At 69.9% G+C, this 15,865-nt stretch carries 15 protein-coding genes; 10 read left to right on the forward strand and 5 right to left on the reverse strand.

The window, feature by feature from the left end; translation table 11 throughout:
• Position 1 precedes the first annotated feature (1 nt).
• The 4 genes from VG296_RS07655 (at position 2) to VG296_RS07670 (ending at position 2,741) form a co-directional block, all read left to right on the forward strand.
• A complete protein-coding gene (locus VG296_RS07655; RefSeq protein WP_325564555.1) occupies positions 2-973 on the forward strand; it encodes an alpha-E domain-containing protein in 972 nt (323 codons plus the stop codon).
• Between the two features lie 14 nt (positions 974-987).
• Positions 988-1,881 carry a transglutaminase family protein gene (locus tag VG296_RS07660; protein ID WP_325564557.1) on the forward strand — a complete coding sequence of 298 codons (894 nt, stop codon included), beginning with the start codon at positions 988-990 and terminating at the stop codon, positions 1,879-1,881.
• Positions 1,882-2,081: 200 nt separating this feature from the next.
• Positions 2,082-2,321 (forward strand): DUF5999 family protein, encoded by a 240-nt coding sequence (locus VG296_RS07665; protein WP_325564559.1) that lies wholly within the window; start codon positions 2,082-2,084, stop codon positions 2,319-2,321.
• A 66-nt stretch (positions 2,322-2,387) separates the two neighbouring features.
• On the forward strand, positions 2,388-2,741 hold the full coding sequence (locus VG296_RS07670; RefSeq protein ID WP_325564561.1) for a hypothetical protein: 354 nt from the start codon (positions 2,388-2,390) through the stop codon (positions 2,739-2,741).
• A 75-nt stretch (positions 2,742-2,816) separates the two neighbouring features.
• On the opposite strand, the gene VG296_RS07675 is transcribed toward VG296_RS07670, so the two are convergent.
• On the reverse strand, positions 2,817-5,669 hold the full coding sequence (locus VG296_RS07675) for a glycoside hydrolase family 2 protein (RefSeq protein ID WP_325564563.1): 2,853 nt from the start codon (positions 5,667-5,669) through the stop codon (positions 2,817-2,819).
• Between the two features lie 137 nt (positions 5,670-5,806).
• On the reverse strand, positions 5,807-7,000 hold the full coding sequence (locus VG296_RS07680) for an ROK family transcriptional regulator (RefSeq protein WP_325564565.1): 1,194 nt from the start codon (positions 6,998-7,000) through the stop codon (positions 5,807-5,809).
• Between the two features lie 125 nt (positions 7,001-7,125).
• On the opposite strand from VG296_RS07680, the gene VG296_RS07685 reads away from it, so the two are divergent.
• Entirely contained in the window at positions 7,126-8,580 is a 1,455-nt protein-coding gene (locus VG296_RS07685) for an APC family permease (protein WP_325564567.1), read from the forward strand.
• On the opposite strand, the gene VG296_RS07690 is transcribed toward VG296_RS07685, so the two are convergent.
• The 3 genes from VG296_RS07690 to VG296_RS07700 form a co-directional block, all read right to left on the reverse strand.
• Positions 8,561-9,643, reverse strand: a complete 1,083-nt coding sequence (locus VG296_RS07690) for an aldose epimerase family protein (RefSeq protein WP_325564568.1) — start codon at positions 9,641-9,643, stop codon at positions 8,561-8,563. The two genes, VG296_RS07685 and VG296_RS07690, sit on opposite strands and share 20 nt — an antisense overlap.
• Before the next feature lie 145 nt (positions 9,644-9,788).
• On the reverse strand, positions 9,789-10,067 hold the full coding sequence (locus tag VG296_RS07695; RefSeq protein ID WP_325564570.1) for a hypothetical protein: 279 nt from the start codon (positions 10,065-10,067) through the stop codon (positions 9,789-9,791).
• 13 nt (positions 10,068-10,080) lie between these two features.
• Complete coding sequence (locus tag VG296_RS07700) at positions 10,081-11,214, reverse strand: inorganic phosphate transporter (RefSeq protein WP_349259491.1); 1,134 nt, start codon at positions 11,212-11,214, stop codon at positions 10,081-10,083.
• Positions 11,215-11,705: 491 nt separating this feature from the next.
• Here VG296_RS07700 and VG296_RS07705 point away from each other — a divergent pair, with 491 nt between their 5' ends.
• The 5 genes from VG296_RS07705 to VG296_RS07725 all read left to right on the forward strand — a co-directional run.
• The gene (locus tag VG296_RS07705) at positions 11,706-12,236 is read left to right on the forward strand and encodes an NAD(P)H-dependent oxidoreductase (RefSeq protein WP_325564574.1); all 531 of its coding nucleotides are present in this window, start codon (positions 11,706-11,708) and stop codon (positions 12,234-12,236) included.
• Positions 12,233-12,727 carry a flavin reductase family protein gene (locus VG296_RS07710; RefSeq protein ID WP_325564575.1) on the forward strand — a complete coding sequence of 165 codons (495 nt, stop codon included), beginning with the start codon at positions 12,233-12,235 and terminating at the stop codon, positions 12,725-12,727. The genes VG296_RS07705 and VG296_RS07710 overlap by 4 nt, the downstream gene beginning before the upstream one ends.
• Positions 12,728-12,763: 36 nt before the next feature.
• A complete protein-coding gene (locus VG296_RS07715; protein ID WP_325564577.1) occupies positions 12,764-13,855 on the forward strand; it encodes an LLM class flavin-dependent oxidoreductase in 1,092 nt (363 codons plus the stop codon).
• An 11-nt stretch (positions 13,856-13,866) separates the two neighbouring features.
• Positions 13,867-15,207 carry an NtaA/DmoA family FMN-dependent monooxygenase gene (locus VG296_RS07720; protein WP_325564579.1) on the forward strand — a complete coding sequence of 447 codons (1,341 nt, stop codon included), beginning with the start codon at positions 13,867-13,869 and terminating at the stop codon, positions 15,205-15,207.
• Positions 15,204-15,865 (forward strand): LLM class flavin-dependent oxidoreductase (locus VG296_RS07725; RefSeq protein WP_325564581.1); only part of this gene is annotated, 662 nt, incomplete at its 3' end. The genes VG296_RS07720 and VG296_RS07725, both read left to right, overlap by 4 nt.

Consider the following 15,865-nt stretch of genomic DNA (forward strand, 5'->3'; position numbering starts at 1 on the left):
CATGCTCAGCCGGATCGCCGAGTCACTGTTCTGGCTCGGCCGGTACGTCGAGCGCGCCGACGACACGGCACGCATCCTCGACGCCTTCATGCACCGACTGCTCGACGATCCCGCGACCGACGAGCACGCCGCGTGCCGCACGCTCTACGCCATCCTCGGCGTGAAGCCCGCCGACCCGCGGGGAGCCAGGTACGACGCGGTCGGGGTCATGGACCTGCTCGGCTTCGACACGGCCAGCCCCAGCGCCGTGTCCGGGGCGTGGTGCGCGGCCCGGGACAACGCACGTGGCGTGAGCGAGGTGATCTCGACCGAGGCGTGGGAGTGCCTGAACGCCACCTGGCACGCGCTGCCCGGCCAGCGCAAGGCCGCCGGCCGGCTCGGACCGTACGCCTATCTGCGGTTCGTCCGGGAACGCGCGGCGCTGTTCTGCGGCCTCGCCGACTCGACGATGAGCCGCGACGACGGCTGGCTGTTCCTGACGACCGGCCGCAGCCTGGAGCGGGTGGACATGACGGCGCGATTGCTGTCGGCCAAGATGGTCGCCTCCCGCAACGCGCCGGACTGGTCGACGCTGCTGCGCGCCGCCGGAGCCGACGAACCGCACCGCCGCTCGCTCGGCTGGGGCCGCGACCCGCAGTCCGCGGCGCGATTCCTGCTGCTGGACCAGACGTTCCCGCGCTCGGTCATCCACGCGCTCAGCGTCGCCGAGCAATGCCTCGCCACGCTCGCGGGCGATGGTTTCGCGGCATCCGGCGGACACCTAGGACTGGTCGGCAGAGGCCTGCCGTCCGCGCGCCGCGACGTGGGACGGATGCGCACGATGCTCGAGTACGCCGAGGACCGCACCCTCGGCACCCAGCTGACGGCGTATCTCAAGGAGCTGCAGGAGGGCTGCGTCACCGCGACCCGGCACGTGGCCGACGAATACTTCCAGTACAGCGCGCCGCTGGCCTGGCAGCACCGCGAGGACTGAGGGAGACCACGACGATGTCGATATTCGAGCCCGAAGACACCTCCCTCGGCCGCTGGCGCATCGCGATCCGGCACGAGACCGCGCTGAGCTATGACGGCCCGGTCCGCGCGTCGTACAACGAACTGCGGATGACCCCGCTGGACACCGCGGCCCAGACCCGGCTGTCCAGCCGGGTGGAGGTCGGCCCGCGGGCGCAGACGTCGCAGTACACGGACTACTGGGGCACCCGGGTGACCAGCTTCGACCTCCAGGACCCGCACGAGTCGCTCACGATCAACGCGAGCTCCGTCGTCGAGACCAGCCCCTCGACGTGGGCGGAGCCGGACTCCGCGGGCTTGCGCGACGCGACCTGGGAGGCGATCGAGGACGTGATCGAGTCCGGCGACCTCGCGGAGTTCACCGGGACCACGGGCCGGACCAGGCTCAGCCCCGCGCTGCGAGAAGAGCTCCGCGAGCGCGTCGCGGACGGCGGACCGCACACCGCCGCCGAGCGCGTCTGCGGCTGGATCCACGAGGCGATGTCCTACGTGCCCGGCGCGACCGGCGTGCACACCAGCGGCCGCGAGGCCTGGGAGAGCAAGTCGGGCGTCTGCCAGGACTTCTCGCACATCGCGATCGGCATGCTCAGGGCCGCCGGCCTGCCCGCCCGCTACGTATCAGGCTATTTATTCCCGCTGCAGGAGTCCACGCCCGGCGTCAGCTGCGAGGGCCAGAGCCACGCGTGGGCCGAGTACTGGGCCGGCGCCTGGTACGGCATCGACGCCACCAACAACGTCGCCCCCGGCCTGCGCCACGTCGTGGTCGGCTACGGCCGCGAATACGGCGACGTCGTCCCGCACAAGGGGATCTATCTCGGCTCGCCGGACAGCACGCTGACCGTCTCGGTGAAGCTGACGCGGCTGGCGTGACTTCGGCAACGGGAGCGGCCGGCCGTCCCGAGAGCGTAATCTGAACGGTCAGTGGTGGTCGGGCGGCGCTCTGAGCTGCCCGACCACCATCTCTCAAAACATCTCTCATGGGTTCGTTATCTCATCGTTAGCTCTCTGGTCACCCGGGTGCGCGATACTCAGGCTAGCTGCTTACGCAGAAAACCGGACATTTCGGCGGTGTGATCGTGGTGAACGAGGACCCCTCCCCGACAGCGGCCAGGGCGTGCGCGCACTGGCCTGCCTGCCCCGATGCCGACGCACCCGACCGTGAGGCGGCGATGCCCGTCGCCACCCACCCTGAGCAGGGCTGGAGCCTGTTGTGCAACGGCATCGTGCTCTTCGAGGACACCGGCGAGCTGCTTCCGGACGGCCGGATCGTCGCGCCGCGGCGGCCCACCGACCTGCTCGCCCAGGCCTGAGCCCGGACGCCGACCCGATTTCCGCCGGAGGCGATGAAGCGGGCTGAGCGCGGGTAAGGGTCGTATGTGAATTCCCCGGATCGCGACGGCGCGCCTGGGCGGCGGCGAACGGCGCCCCCGTCCCGCTCGGGCTTCTTCGGCCGGCTGAGGCTCGCGCTCGGCCGCCTCGCCCGGCGGGCGTGGGCCAGGAGTGAACGGTACGAGGCCCCGCGGACGCCGGACCGCGCCGCGGCGCACCCGCCGCAGGACCAGGATCCTGACGCGCCGAGCGAGCGCATCGCGCTGGCCTACGAGCTGGCCAGGCGCCGGGTGCCCGCGAACTGGATCGCCGCGCGCTGCGCGCTGCCGCACGCGTTCGTCGAGCTGATCATCGCGGAAGTCGCCGACACTCCCGGAGCGGCCCCGCGCCGCCGCGACTGACGGACAGGCGCCCACGATCGCCGTCCCCCGGAGCCCGGAACCCCGGGGGACGGCTCTGTGTGCGCGTTCGCGTTCTCAGGCCGCGATGTCCAGCAACGCGACGTTCCAGCCGGACAGGCTGATCAGCGGGCTCGCTCCGGCAAGGTCAGCGGCCTTATAGGTGACGCTCACGGTCTCCGACTCGCCGGGGAACAGCGTGCTGTCGTTCCCGCTCCACAGCGCCGACGGCACCTCGCTGCTGTCCGGGCGGCGCAGGTCCGTCCGCAGGAAGAAGGCGACGGCCTTGGCGGACGTGTTGGTCAGCGTCACGTCCGCGACCCTGTCGGCTCCGTTCGGCCCCGGCTTGCTCGTCGTCGTCACGTTGCTCGCGCTGACCGTGCCCGCCGCGAGCGAGTTGAGCGACTGTAGGTCGGCGTACTGGGTCATCGTCGCGTAAGAATTGGCGTTCTGCCCGTTCAGCGTCGCGGACCAGTTCACCTTGTCCGGGTACGTCGACTCCCAGTAGACGTTGCGGTCCACGGTGTTCCCGTTCTGCCGCAGCGTCAGTTCGACGAAGTACGTGCTCGCCTTCGACTTGCTCGTCACGGTCGCCGGGACCTTCGGTGTGAGCAGCTTGTTCTTGACCTGCTGCGAGCCGAGGCCGACGCTGCTCGCGGTCTGGTCGTCGAGCAGCGTCCCCGATGTGTTGTAGACCTTTGACTCGACCGACAGGCCGCTCTGCGTCGTACCGCCGAGGTTGTCGAGCGTCACGGTGCCGTTGTCCAGCGCGTAGAGAGCGTGAAGATTCTGATTCGCCTCCTGCGCACCGTAGAAGCTGCCGGCCTGATCGCCGTCCTGGTTGTAGAGATTCCAAAGCAGCGACGGCCAGCCCTTGTTCATCTGCCAGTACATCGTGCCGGTGGACGGCGTGGCGCTGTTCGTCGAATGGTCGAGGAACGCCTCGAACTGGGCACGCGTGTTCTCGTAGTTCTGCACCTGGCCGTCCTCGACGTACTGGTCGAGGCCGGTCGGCGTGCCGAACCGGTTGTTCATCGCCTGGTCGAAGTAGTACAGCGTGCCGAACTGGTAGTCGCCGTGCCCGGTCTCATAGTTCGCGTGGTACTGGTTGTACGTCGGCGACTGCCACAGTTGCCGCTGCTCGGCGGGGGAGAGGAAGCGGTTGATCGAGTCGAGGGTCGGGATGGTGTCGCCCGCGCTCTGCTCGCTGTCGAAGCCCCAGGAGCCGCCCGCGTTCGTCTGGTTGTCGCCGGGCTGGTTGTGCGTCGTGTCGTACCAGTAGTCCGGCGGAACCCAGTCGTACGGACCCTCCTTCTCGCCCGAGTCGCCGAGCGGGGCGACGCTGTTCTCCTCGGCCGATGCGACGACCGGAACGTCGAAATCCGCCTGCGCGAACGCCGCGAGGGTGTCCTTCGCATCGGCCGAGCCGGGAGCGTTGTCGCTCCATGAGAAGGTGACGACGCTCGGGTGGTCGACCTCGTCCTGTCCGATGGCCAGCGCCGAGTTCGTGGCGACGGTCAGCAGGTTGCCGCTGAGGTCGTTTCCCCACGCGTCGCAGCACTGGAGCCCGGAATCGATCATGATCCCGGCCTGGTCCATCTGCTGGTAGAAGTCGTCCGGCATGAAGTGGCCCTCGAGCCGGATCATGTTGACGCCCATGTCCCGCATGAGCGAGATCTGCTTGGCGATGTCCGCGGCCGAGTAGTGCAGGAACAGGTCCGGGGCGAAACCGCCGCCGCGGGCCACGAACGGCACGCCGTTGATCTTGTACTGCCGCACGCCGTTCTCGTCCACCGGCCCCGCGCCGACGAGCGACGAGGTCACGGTCCTGATACCGAACGTGCCGGTCGTCGTGGTCGAAACGGTCGAACTCTGCGATATCGAGGTCGTCAGCCCGTAAAGCGGCTGCGCGCCCATCTGGTAGGGCCACCAGACCGCCGGATGCCTGATCGTCAGCGCGGGGTGGGCCGCCGGGGTGAACGAGACCGTCTGCGTCGAGTTCGCCGGGACGGTCACGGTCTGCTGGAGCGCGATCGGCGTGCTCCCGTCCGGCGGGGTGATCGTTGCGTTGACCACGCCGGATTGCGCGGATGACGTGTGGTTGGTGACGTTCGTCTTCACCGTGAGCGCGGAGCTGCTCAGATCCGTCGCGTTGCTCTCGACCACGTGCGCGTCCGCGCCGCTCAAAGCGCCCGAGGTGAGCAGCTGGATCGGCATCTGGATGCCGGTGTTGTTGTCCGGCGGAATCTGGTTCCAGTCCACGTCGTCGAGTGTCAGCATCGTGTTCGGGTTGTTCGGGTACACCTCGAGCGCGAGCGTGTTCGTGCCCTGTGTCAGATCGCCGGTGACGTCGAAGGTGTGGCGGGTGTACGCGCCTTCGACAGTGCTCTGCGTTGCCACCTCCTTTCCGTCGACCCATAGGTCGGCCGCGCCCACGATCCCGTTGACCACGAGATTCGCATGCTGGCCGGAGGTGAGGTTCGCGGTGAAGTCGGTTCGGTACCACCAGGGCACGTCGAACTGCGCGACCGAATCCGCGCCGTTCTTGCTCTCGTAGCCGAAGCAGGACTTCATGTTGGTCGAGTAGTAGACGTTCGGGCACGCGCCGTTTTGCAGCAGTGCCTCGATCTCGGTCCCCGGTGCGCCCCCGTCGTCGTTGCCGACCGGGAGCCAGCCGGAGGCGTCGAACGAGGAGGCCGAGATCGCGGCTCCGGACGCGCTGGTCTTGGCGCTGGAGAGCACCTGCCAGCCGCCGGAGCCGAGTACCGCCCCGGGGACGGCGTACTGCGCGGCGGGGTTGGTGGATGCGTACTTGAAGGCGTACCGGAAGGTGGGGGCGACCGGGGCGTAGCGGAATCCGGCGACCGCCGTGATCGCGAGGGTGGCGGCGAGCGGGACGGCCAGCCGATTTCTGAGCTTTCGGACGTTCACTCAAGTCTCCCTGAGGGCGTGGGTGTCCGCGGGCAGTCTTAGTAAAGTTAGATAACTTTACTCGGGGGACGCTAGCTCGCGAAGCAGCGCCCGTCAACGCTCACTCCCATGATCACTATTGTCCGCCCCGCGGACCGCTACTTCCCAGTCCGCCGATCGAAGACCTGCGGCCGCCCGACGCGCAGGGCCGTGGTGAGGGCGCCGAGCAGCACCGCGTCGTCGCCGAGTTCGCTCGCGCTGAGCAGCGGGCGCAGCGGGGTGCTCCGGTGCAGGACCTCGCGCACCGGGTCGAGCATCAGGTCCGCGCTGTGGCCGACACCGCCGCCGAGCACGACCACGTCCGGGTCGATCACGGCGCTGATCGCCGCGACGACGTGCGCGATCCGCTCGCCTTCCTGGTGCACGGCGGCGACCGCGGCAGGGTGTCCCGCACGCGCCTCGTCGAACACGCGCTTGGCGGTCAACCGGCCCTTCAGGCCGCGTTCGCGTGCCGCGCGCACGACGGCGTCCGCCGAGACGGCCTCCTCCAACTCGCCGCCGGGATGCGGGTCCGCCGCGTCGCCGAAGCCCGGCGCCGAGAACGACACCGGGAGGAAGCCGACCTCGCCGGCCGCTCCGTGCGCGCCGGTGAACAGTTCGCCGTTCGCCACGATGCCGACGCCGAGCCCGGTGCCGATCAGCACGTAGACGAACAGCCGGCTGTCCCGGCCCGCGCCGAAGTCGTACTCGCCGAGCGCGGCCAGGTTCGCGTCGTTGTGCACGGAGATCTCGATGCCGCCGAGCCGCTCGCGGATCCGCCCGAACAGTCCGCTGCGGCCCCAGCCCGGCAGGTTCGCCGCGTAGCGCACCCGGCCGTCTTCGGGATCGAACACGCCCGGCGTGCCCACGGCGGCGTGGATGACGCTCGTGGCCGGGACGTCCGCCGCACGCAGCGCCTGCCCGGCGGCCCGGGCCGCGGCGTCGGCGACCGCGTTCGCGGTGCGCCCCTGGTTGGGGACGTCGGTGCGCGCCAGGATCTCGCCGGAAAGATCGGCCACCGCGGCGCGCAGCCGGGCCCGGCCGATGTCGATGCCCAGCACATAGCCCGCCGTGGGATCGGACTCGTAGAGCAGCGCCGTGCGGCCGCGCTCGGCCGCGATCCTGCCGGCCGCGCGCACCAGGCCGTGCTCCTCCAACGCGGCGAGCGCGTGCGAGACCGTGGGCTTCGACAGGCCGGTATCCCGGGCGAGCTGGGCCCGCGAGGTCGGTCCGACCGTGCGCAGCTGCTCGAGCAGCAACCGCTCGTTGTTGCTGCGCAACCGCTGCCGGTTCCACGGAACTTCGCTGTCCACCAAGGCCATCCGCTCCTGATCACGCCACCTGCGCCAACTGTAGCCAATCGGTGATCCGCCGCCCCCTTGACTCATATTGTATAGGAACTTAACTTTACCTAACCGCCCACGCCTTGGAGGATGCGATGCAGGAGCTGTCCAGAAAGATCGGCCTGTTCCAGGCCGTGTCGATCAATATGAGTCAGATGGTCGGCATCGGTCCGTTCGTCACCATCCCCTTGATGGTCGGCGCCTTCGGCGGCCCGCAGGCGATCATCGGCTGGATCGCCGGTGCCGTCCTCGCGCTGGCCGACGGCCTGATCTGGGCCGAGCTCGGCGCCTCGCTTCCCGGCTCCGGCGGGACGTACGTGTACCTGCGTGAGGCCTTCCAGTACCGGACCGGCCGGTTGATGCCGTTCCTGTTCGTGTGGACGGCGATGCTCTTCATCCCGCTGATCATGTCCACCGGCGTGCAGGGCCTGGTGCAGTACCTCGCCTACCTCTGGCCGAGCATGACGCGCGGTCAGGGCGACATCGTCGGCATCGCGGTGATCGCGCTGGTGATGCTGCTGCTGTGGCGGCGCGTGGAGAACATCGGGCGGCTGACCGTGGGCATGTGGGCCGTGATGATCGTGGCCGTGGCCGCAGTCATCCTCGCCGCATTCACCCACTTCCACCCGTCGCTCGCCTTCACCTGGCCCGCGCACGCCGTCGACCTCGGCAGCGGCACCTTCTGGCTGGGCTTCGCCTCGGGCCTGACGATCGGCATCTACGACTACCTCGGATACAACACCACCGCGTACCTGGGCGCCGAGGTGCGCGAGCCGGGCCGGGTGCTGCCGCGCTCGATCATCTACGCGATCGCCGCTGTGATGGGCATCTACCTGCTGCTGCAGATCGGCGTGCTCGGCGTGGTCCACTGGCAGGACATGCTGGACTCCAACAACGTCGCCTCCCAGTCCGTCGCCTCGGCTGTACTACAGGACACCTGGGGCAAGGGCAGCGCCGACGTCGTCACGGTGCTGATCCTGGTCACCGCCTTCGCGTCTGTCTTCACCGGCCTGCTCGGCGGCTCGCGCGTGCCCTTCGACGCGGCTCGCGACGGTGTGTTCTTCAAGTCCTTCGGGCGGCTGCACCGGAAGTACGACTTCCCGGTACTCGGCCTCGTCGCGATGGGCATCGTCACCGCGGCCGGTTTCCTGCTCGCCCGGCACGTCGGCAGCTCGGCGGCGCATCCGCCGCTGGCCATCCTGATCACGCTGCTCACGACGGTGATGGTGATCGTCCAGTCCTTCGCGCAGATCGCGGCCGTGATCGTGTTGCGGCGTCGGCAGCCGAACCTCAAGCGGCCGTACAAGCTGCTCCTCTACCCGCTGCCGTTGATCGTCGCGGGGATCGGTTGGGCGGTCATCTACGGTTACGCCGATAAGGCGAATCCCGGCGTGCACCCGATCGAATGGTCGCTCGGATGGGTGGTCCTCGGCGTGCTCGCGTACCTCGTCTGGTCGAAGGCCGAGAAGACCTGGCCGTTCGGCCCCAAGCAGATCCGGGAGGAGTACGCCGAGGGCGCCGACGCGACGGTCAGCCAGCCGAGCCGCTGAGGCCGAAGTCCAGGACGGTCGTGGAGCGGTAGACGTCGCCCGGCCCGAGTGCCGTCGACGGGTACTCGGGCCGGTTCGGCGAATCAGGGTAATGCTGCGTCTCCAGCGCCACGCCGCCGTACTTCGGGTAGGCGACGCCGCCGGCGCCGACGAGCGTGCCGTCGAAGTGGCTGCAGATGTAGACCTGGACGCCGGGCTCGGTCGTCTCGACGCGCATCGTACGACCGCTGCGGGGGTCCTTCAGCGAGGCGACGTTGCGCGGCTCGGCGGTGGGTCCGCCGGCCAGGACGAAGCAGTGGTCGTATCCGTCGGTGAGCACGAGTTGGGGGTGCGGATCGTCCAGCCGCGCGCCGATGGCCCGGGGCGCGCGGAAGTCGAAGGCCGTGCCGGCGACCGGGATCGGGCTCTCCAGCGGGATGAGTGACCTGTCGACCGGCAGGAACTCCTGCGCGGCGACGGACAGCTCGTGATCCAGAATCGAGGTGCCGGAGTCGGCACCGGCGAGGTTGAAGTGTGCGTGGTTGGTGAGGTTCACGACCGTCGTCGCGTCGGTCTCGGCGCGGTAGTCGAGCGTGAACCGGCCGTGGGCGAGCGTGTAGCGGACGGAGACGGTGAGGGCGCCCGGGAAGCCCTCCTCGCCGTCCGGACTGACGCGGGTGAGCGTGACCGCGCTGCCGCCCTCGACCTCCTCGGCGACGGCGTCCCACATCCGCCGGTCGAAGCCGTTCGCGCCTCCGTGGAGCGAGTTCGGCCGCCCGCCGTCGTTGAGATCCAGCTGGTACGCGCCGCCTTCGAGTTCGAACTTGCCGCTGGCGATCCGGTTGCCGTAGCGGCCGATCAACGCGCCGAAATACGGGCTGCGCTCGACATAGTCGGGCAGGTCGTCGAAGCCGAGCACGACGTTCGCGGTACGGCCGGTCCGGTCGGGCACGCGCAGCGCCTGGATGATCGCGCCGTAGTCGAGGATCGAGGCACTCGTCCCGGTCGTGTCGGTCAGGGTCCACCGGGAGACCGCGGTGCCGTCGGGCAGCGAGCCGAAGGAAGCGCGGGCGGGGGCTGGCACGGAAAGCCTCCTGTTGAGAGCGTTAACACGATGTCGAGGTGCAACGGTACCGTCGGACGGTTACAGCCGCACGTCACGGCAGCGCGAAGGCCCGGCACCGCGGGAAGCGGTGCGGGGCTTGGAACAGCGGATCGTCAGCGGACCGTCAGTTGGGGTGCACGATCTTGTAGACGCCCCAGCCGATCCCGGCCAGGACGATGGCGAAGCAGAGCACGGCGATGACCCTGCCGGTCAGATTGCCGCCCGCCGCGGCGGCGCCCGGCCGCGTGCCGGCGCCCGGCTCCACGGCCACCGTCGCCGTGCCGCCGATGCTCAGGGCGCGCAGGCCGACGGCGAACAGGGCGGGCAGACCCGCGCCGAGCGCCACGCCGACGACGATGATCTTCCACAGTGCGTCGAAGTTGATCCAGGAGCTCATCTTCATCCGTCCAGTTCTCTCAGGCCGTCTGGGCGGCGAGGCCGGCCGGGCCGGGAACGACCGAACCGGTCCACTCGGCGTTGACGTTGCCCGGGTCGACCTTGCTCTTGCGGGAGCGCATGTAGAAGCCGGTGGACGCGGCGGCGAGGACCACGAAGATCACCGAGACGCCCGCCGTGCCGCCGATGCTGTGCGCGGCGTAGTAGGCGAGCGCGCCGACGACGCCCGCGGAGGGCAGCGTCAGCACCCACGCCATCGCCATCTGGCCCGCGACTCCCCAACGGACCTCGGCCCGCTTGCCCACGCCGGAGCCGAGGATCGAGCCCGTCGCCACGTGCGTGGTGGACAGCGAGTAGCCGAAGCTGCTGGAGATCAGGATCGTCGCGGCCGAGGCCGACTCGGCGGCCATGCCCTGCGGCGCCTCGATTTCCACCAGGCCCTTGCCGAGCGCCCGGATGACCCGCCAGCCGCCGATGTACGTGCCGAGGCTGATCGCCACCGCGCAGCAAATGATCACCCAGATCGGCGCCTTGGCGCCGACCGCCAGCGAGCCGTTCGCGATCAGCGCGAGCGTGATGATGCCCATCGTCTTCTGCGCGTCGTTGGTGCCGTGCGCGAGCGAGACCATCGAGGCGGAGCCGATCTGGCCGATCCGGAAACCCGCCTTGCGCTGCTCCGCCGGCACCTTCTCGGTGAGTTCGTACACAAGGTAGGTGCCGAGTGCCGCGACCCCGCCCGCGATCACCGGTGAGAGCACCGCGGGGAGGATGACCTTCGAGACCACGCCGTGCCACTGCACCGCGTGCCCGCCCGCGGCGGCGATCGTCGAGCCGATCACTCCGCCGATCAGGGCGTGCGAGGAGCTCGACGGGATGCCGAGGAACCAGGTGGCCAGGTTCCACAGAATCCCTCCGACCAGCCCCGCGAAGACCACGGTCGGGGTTACCAGGTGTGTCTGCACCAGGCCGCCGGCGATCGTCGCGGCCACGGTGAAGGAGAGGAAGGCGCCCACCAGGTTGAGGACCCCGGACAGGGCGACGGCGATCCGGGGCGGCAGCGCGCCGGTCGCGATGGACGCGGCCATCGCGTTGCCCGTGTCGTGGAATCCGTTGGTGAAGTCGAAGCCCAGCGCGGTCACTACGACCAGGGCCATCAAAGAGTCGTTGCTGGTCACACGCCGACGGTATCCACGCAGGTGGTGACACGAAACCCTAGGGCAAGAGAAGCCACTCAGATGTCACCCGTCGTTCGCCTTAACGGATTCTTCGATTATTCGAGCACTGTCGATCGCCGACGATCGCCGCCGGTGATCGAGGCTTGGACGAAGATTGACAGCGCCGTGGTGCGCTGTCTAGCTTCGAATGCAGAGGGTTTCCTACTGATTCGGAGAGGGCGGAGGTGCGCCGTGCAGTCGAGGGACAGGTCCCGCCCGGCCACGCCGATCACGCCCCGCCTCGTCGCCCGGCGACACGTGGACTTCGTGCGCGTCAGCAGCGCGCTGTGTAGCTGACCGCCGAGCCCGTCGTCTTCGCGCGCCGCGGCACCGCTCGGCCGCACCGCGCACGTCGTCCACTCGCCCGCCCGCCTCCCGTGCCGCCGCCCCAGCCGCACGCCGAGGTCCGGGCTGCCCTCGTGAGGATCGCCATGACCGAGATATCGCCCCAGCAGTCCGTTCGCCCGCCGCGTGCCGGCGTCGTCGTCGGCAACCCGAAGCCCGCATCCCGCACGTTCCAGTCCGCCGTGCACGTCGTCGAGCAGCTGACCGGCGCCGCGCCCGAGCTGTCGATCGATCTCGCCGCGTTCGGCTCCGGCCTGCTGGACTGGTCCGACGCCGAGGTCGGTGCCGCCGTGGAGGCCGTGCGCGGCCTTGACCTGGTGGTCTTCGCCAGCCCGACCTACAAGGCCTCGTACACCGGGCTGCTCAAGGTCTTCCTCGACCGTTTCCCCTCGAACGGGCTGGACGGCGTCGTCGCCGTGCCGCTGATGCTCGGCGCCGGGCCCGGCCACCAGCTCGCGCCCGAGGTCTTCCTCAAGCCGGTGCTCGCCGAGCTCGGCGCCGTTCTGCCGACGCGTGCGCTCTACGTGCTCGACAGCGCGTACGACGACCCGGCCGCGTACGAGGCCTGGCTCGGCTCGGCCCGTCCGCGCATCCGGTCGGCGGTTGACGGCGCATGACCGTAACGGTGGACATCGACCTTGATCCGGCGACCCTGCGCCGCGTCCTCGCCGCGTTCCCGACCGGCGTGACGGCGCTCGCCGCGCTGGTCGACGGCGAGCCGGCGGGCATAGCCGCGAACTCGTTCACCTCGGTCTCGCTCGACCCGCCGCTCGTGTCGGTCTGCGTGGCCACCAGTTCGACCACCTGGCCGACGCTGCGCCGCGCCACCCGGCTCGGCGTCAGCGTGCTGAGCCACCGGCAGGAGGCCGCGAGCCGCAGCCTCGCCTCGCGGGGCGTCGACCGCTTCGCGGGTCTGTCCTGGCACGCCACCGAGGACGGCGCGGTCCTGCTGGACGGCGCGAGTGCCTGGTTCGACTGTTCCGTCGAGCGCGAGATCCGCGCCGGCGACCACGAGATCGTGCTGCTCAACGTGCACGGCCTGGGCACCGACCCGCAGACTCCGCCGCTGGTCTTCCACGGCAGCCGCTACCGCCGCCTCGCTGCCTGAGCCCCCGTTCCTTTCCACAGAGTGGACTGACTTCTCATGTCTCTGCGACACATCCATCTCGCCGTCGCGCTGGGCGGCGCCGTCGCCGCGAACGAGCGGTTCGGTGCGCGCTTCTGGCTCGATCAGGTCCAGCGCGCCGAGGCCGGACTGCTCGACTTCGTCACCATCGAGGACGGATTCTCCGGGCCGGATCGTCTCGACGCATCGCTCATCGCGGCCCGCGTCGCGCCGACGACCAGCCACATCGGCATCGTCCCGACCGTGACTACGACGCACACCGAGCCCTTCCACGTCTCCAAGACCATCGCAACCCTCGACTACGCGAGCACCGGCCGCGCGGGCTGGCACGCGCGGATCGGCGCGCCGACGGCGGAGGCGCCGCTCTTCGGCCGCCGCGAATCGGCCGAGCTGCAGCTCGACTCCGTGCTCGCCGAGGCGGCGGACCACGTGGAGGTCGTGCGGCGGCTCTGGGACAGCTGGGAGGACGACGCGGAGATCCGCGACGCCGCGACCGGCCGCTTCATCGACCGCGAAAAGCTGAACTACATCGACTTCGTCGGGGCTCGGTTCAGCGTCCGCGGACCGTCGATCACGCCGCGTCCGCCGCAGGGCCAGCCGCTTGTCATCGCGGGCGCGCACGCGCCGATCGAGCACGCGTTCGCCGCACGCTCCGCCGACATCGCGCTCGTCGCCCCGCACGTCGTGGACGAGATCCCGGGAGTCGTCCGGGAGATCCGAGCCGCACAGGCCGAGGCCGGCCGCGGCGACGACAGATTGCTGATCTTCGGCGACCTCGCGGTCTTCCTCGACGACGACCCGGCCGCGGCGATCGCCCGAAAGGAACGCCTGGACGACGCGGCGGGGACGCCCGAACGCTTGAACATACCGGTCTTCGTCGGCTCGCCGAGCGCTCTCGCGGACCAACTCGCGTCGTGGGCGGAGGCGGGCCTGGACGGCTTCCGGCTCCGACCGGGCACCGTGCAGCACGACCTTGCCGCAGTCACCGACGGGCTCGTATCCGAGCTGCAGACGAGGGGTCTGTTCCGTCGCTCCTACGAGGCCGACACCCTGCGCGGCCTGCTCGGCTTCGAGCGTCCCGCGAACCGCTACGCGACCGCTGCCGCCTGAGGGGACTGATCATGACCGAGTACCGCAAGCCGCTGAAGCAGGTTCACCTCGCCGCGCACTTCCCCGGCGTGAACAACACGACGGTGTGGAGCGATCCGCGCTCCGGCAGCCACATCGAGTTCGAATCCTTCCGCCGCTTCGCCCAGACGGCCGAACGCGCGAAGTTCGACTTCCTGTTCCTGGCCGAGGGACTGCGGCTGCGCGAGCAGAACGGGCTCATCTACGACCTCGACGTCGTCGGCCGCCCTGACACGTTCACCGTATTGGCCGCGCTCGCGGCCGTCACCGAACGGCTCGGGCTCGCCGGCACGATCAACTCGACCTTCAATGAGCCGTACGAGGTAGCCCGACAGTTCGCGACGCTCGACCATCTGAGCGACGGTCGGGCTGCCTGGAACGTCGTCACCTCCTGGGACGCGTTCACCGGCGAGAACTTCCGGCGCGCGGGCTACCTGCCGCAGCACCTGCGCTACGAACGCGCCCGCAGCTTCCTGAACGCCGCCAAGACGCTCTTCGACTCCTGGCGGCGGCCGCAGCCGGGTGCCTTCTCGATCCACGACGCGTTCTTCGACATCGAGGGCCGGTTCAACGTGCCGCGCTCGCCGCAGGGCCGACCGGTCATCTTCCAGGCGGGGGACTCGGAGGAGGGCCGCGAGTTCGCCGCCGCCGAGGCCGACGCGATCTTCAGCAGGCACGGCACGAAGGACGCCGGCCAGGCCTTCTACTCCGACGTGAAGACCCGCATGGCCAAGTACGGCCGGGACCGCGACCAGCTCAAGGTTCTGCCGGCCGCGACCTTCGTCCTCGCCGACACCGACGCCGAGGCGCACGAACTCGCCGACGTCATACGGCACCAGCAGGTCAGCGGCCAGACGGCGCTGCGCACACTGGAACAGCTGTGGAACCGCGACCTGAGCGGCCACGACCCGGACGGCCCGCTGCCGGAGATCGACCCCGACCTCGGCGAGCACACCATCGCGCGCGGCCGGGCCAGCGTCCGGATGCACCGCGATCCGCTGAAGGTCGCAAACGAATGGCGCGCGCTGGCCGAGGCCAAGGGCTACTCGATCCGCGAACTGGTCATCAACGTGACCGGCCGGCAGAACTTCATCGGCTCGCCGCGCACGATCGCCGAGACCATCAACGAGTACGTGCAGGCGGACGCGGCGGACGGCTTCATCCTCGTCCCGCACATCACCCCGGACGGACTCAACGTGTTCGCTGAGAAAGTCGTACCACTGCTCCAGGAGAAGGGCGTGTTCCGCACGGAATACACCGGCACGACGCTGCGCGACCACCTCGGCCTTCTCCCGCTGCCGACGCGCACGGAGACGGAGGAGGCGGCGGCATGACCAACACGACGCCCCTGGCGATCCTCGACCTCGTTCCGATCAGCAGCGGCTCCAACGCGGCACAGGCGCTGCGCGACAGCATCGACCTCGCGCGGCGCGCCGAGGAGTTCGGCTACGCGCGGTACTGGTTCGCCGAGCACCACCTCAACCCGGGCGTCGCCGGGACCTCGCCCTCGGTGGTGCTGGCCCTGACCGCCGCCGCCACCTCCACCATCCGGCTCGGCTCGGGGGCGGTGCAGATGGGCCATCGCACCGCCCTATCCACCGTCGAGGAGTTCGGGCTGCTCGACACCGTCCACCCCGGACGCCTCGACCTCGGCCTGGGTCGCTCCGGGGGCCGGCCGCCGCCGACGACCGATCCGCCGGTGGCGCCGGCGGTGACCGTCATCGACGGGCGGACGCCCAACGGGCTGCGGATTCCTCGACCCTTCTCCTACGAGCACCTGATCGGTTCCTCCCGGGTGGCGCTGCAGAAACGGCTCCTTCCCTATCCTGGGGGCCACGCCCAGGACTACGGCCAGCAGGTGGAGGACGTCCTGGCCCTGTTGGCCGGGACCTACCGATCGCCCGAGGGTGAGGAGGCCCACGTGGTGCCCGGGGAGGGCGCCGGGGTCCAGGTCTGGATCATGGGGACCAGCGGCGGGCAGAGCGCCACGGT

Origin of the sequence: Actinospica sp. (assembly GCF_035552695.1) — a bacterium.
Lineage (GTDB): Bacteria > Actinomycetota > Actinomycetes > Streptomycetales > Catenulisporaceae > Actinospica.

Coding starts and splice junctions, on each gene's coding strand:
- VG296_RS07720 (WP_325564579.1), top strand. CDS start 13,867: ATGACCGAGTACCGCAAGCCGCTGAAGCAGGTTCACCTCGCCGCGCAC.
- VG296_RS07700 (WP_349259491.1), bottom strand. CDS start 11,214: ATGGCCCTGGTCGTAGTGACCGCGCTGGGCTTCGACTTCACCAACGGA.
- VG296_RS07695 (WP_325564570.1), bottom strand. CDS start 10,067: ATGAAGATGAGCTCCTGGATCAACTTCGACGCACTGTGGAAGATCATC.
- VG296_RS07685 (WP_325564567.1), top strand. CDS start 7,126: ATGCAGGAGCTGTCCAGAAAGATCGGCCTGTTCCAGGCCGTGTCGATC.
- VG296_RS07710 (WP_325564575.1), top strand. CDS start 12,233: ATGACCGTAACGGTGGACATCGACCTTGATCCGGCGACCCTGCGCCGC.
- VG296_RS07715 (WP_325564577.1), top strand. CDS start 12,764: ATGTCTCTGCGACACATCCATCTCGCCGTCGCGCTGGGCGGCGCCGTC.
- VG296_RS07660 (WP_325564557.1), top strand. CDS start 988: ATGTCGATATTCGAGCCCGAAGACACCTCCCTCGGCCGCTGGCGCATC.
- VG296_RS07655 (WP_325564555.1), top strand. CDS start 2: ATGCTCAGCCGGATCGCCGAGTCACTGTTCTGGCTCGGCCGGTACGTC.
- VG296_RS07705 (WP_325564574.1), top strand. CDS start 11,706: ATGACCGAGATATCGCCCCAGCAGTCCGTTCGCCCGCCGCGTGCCGGC.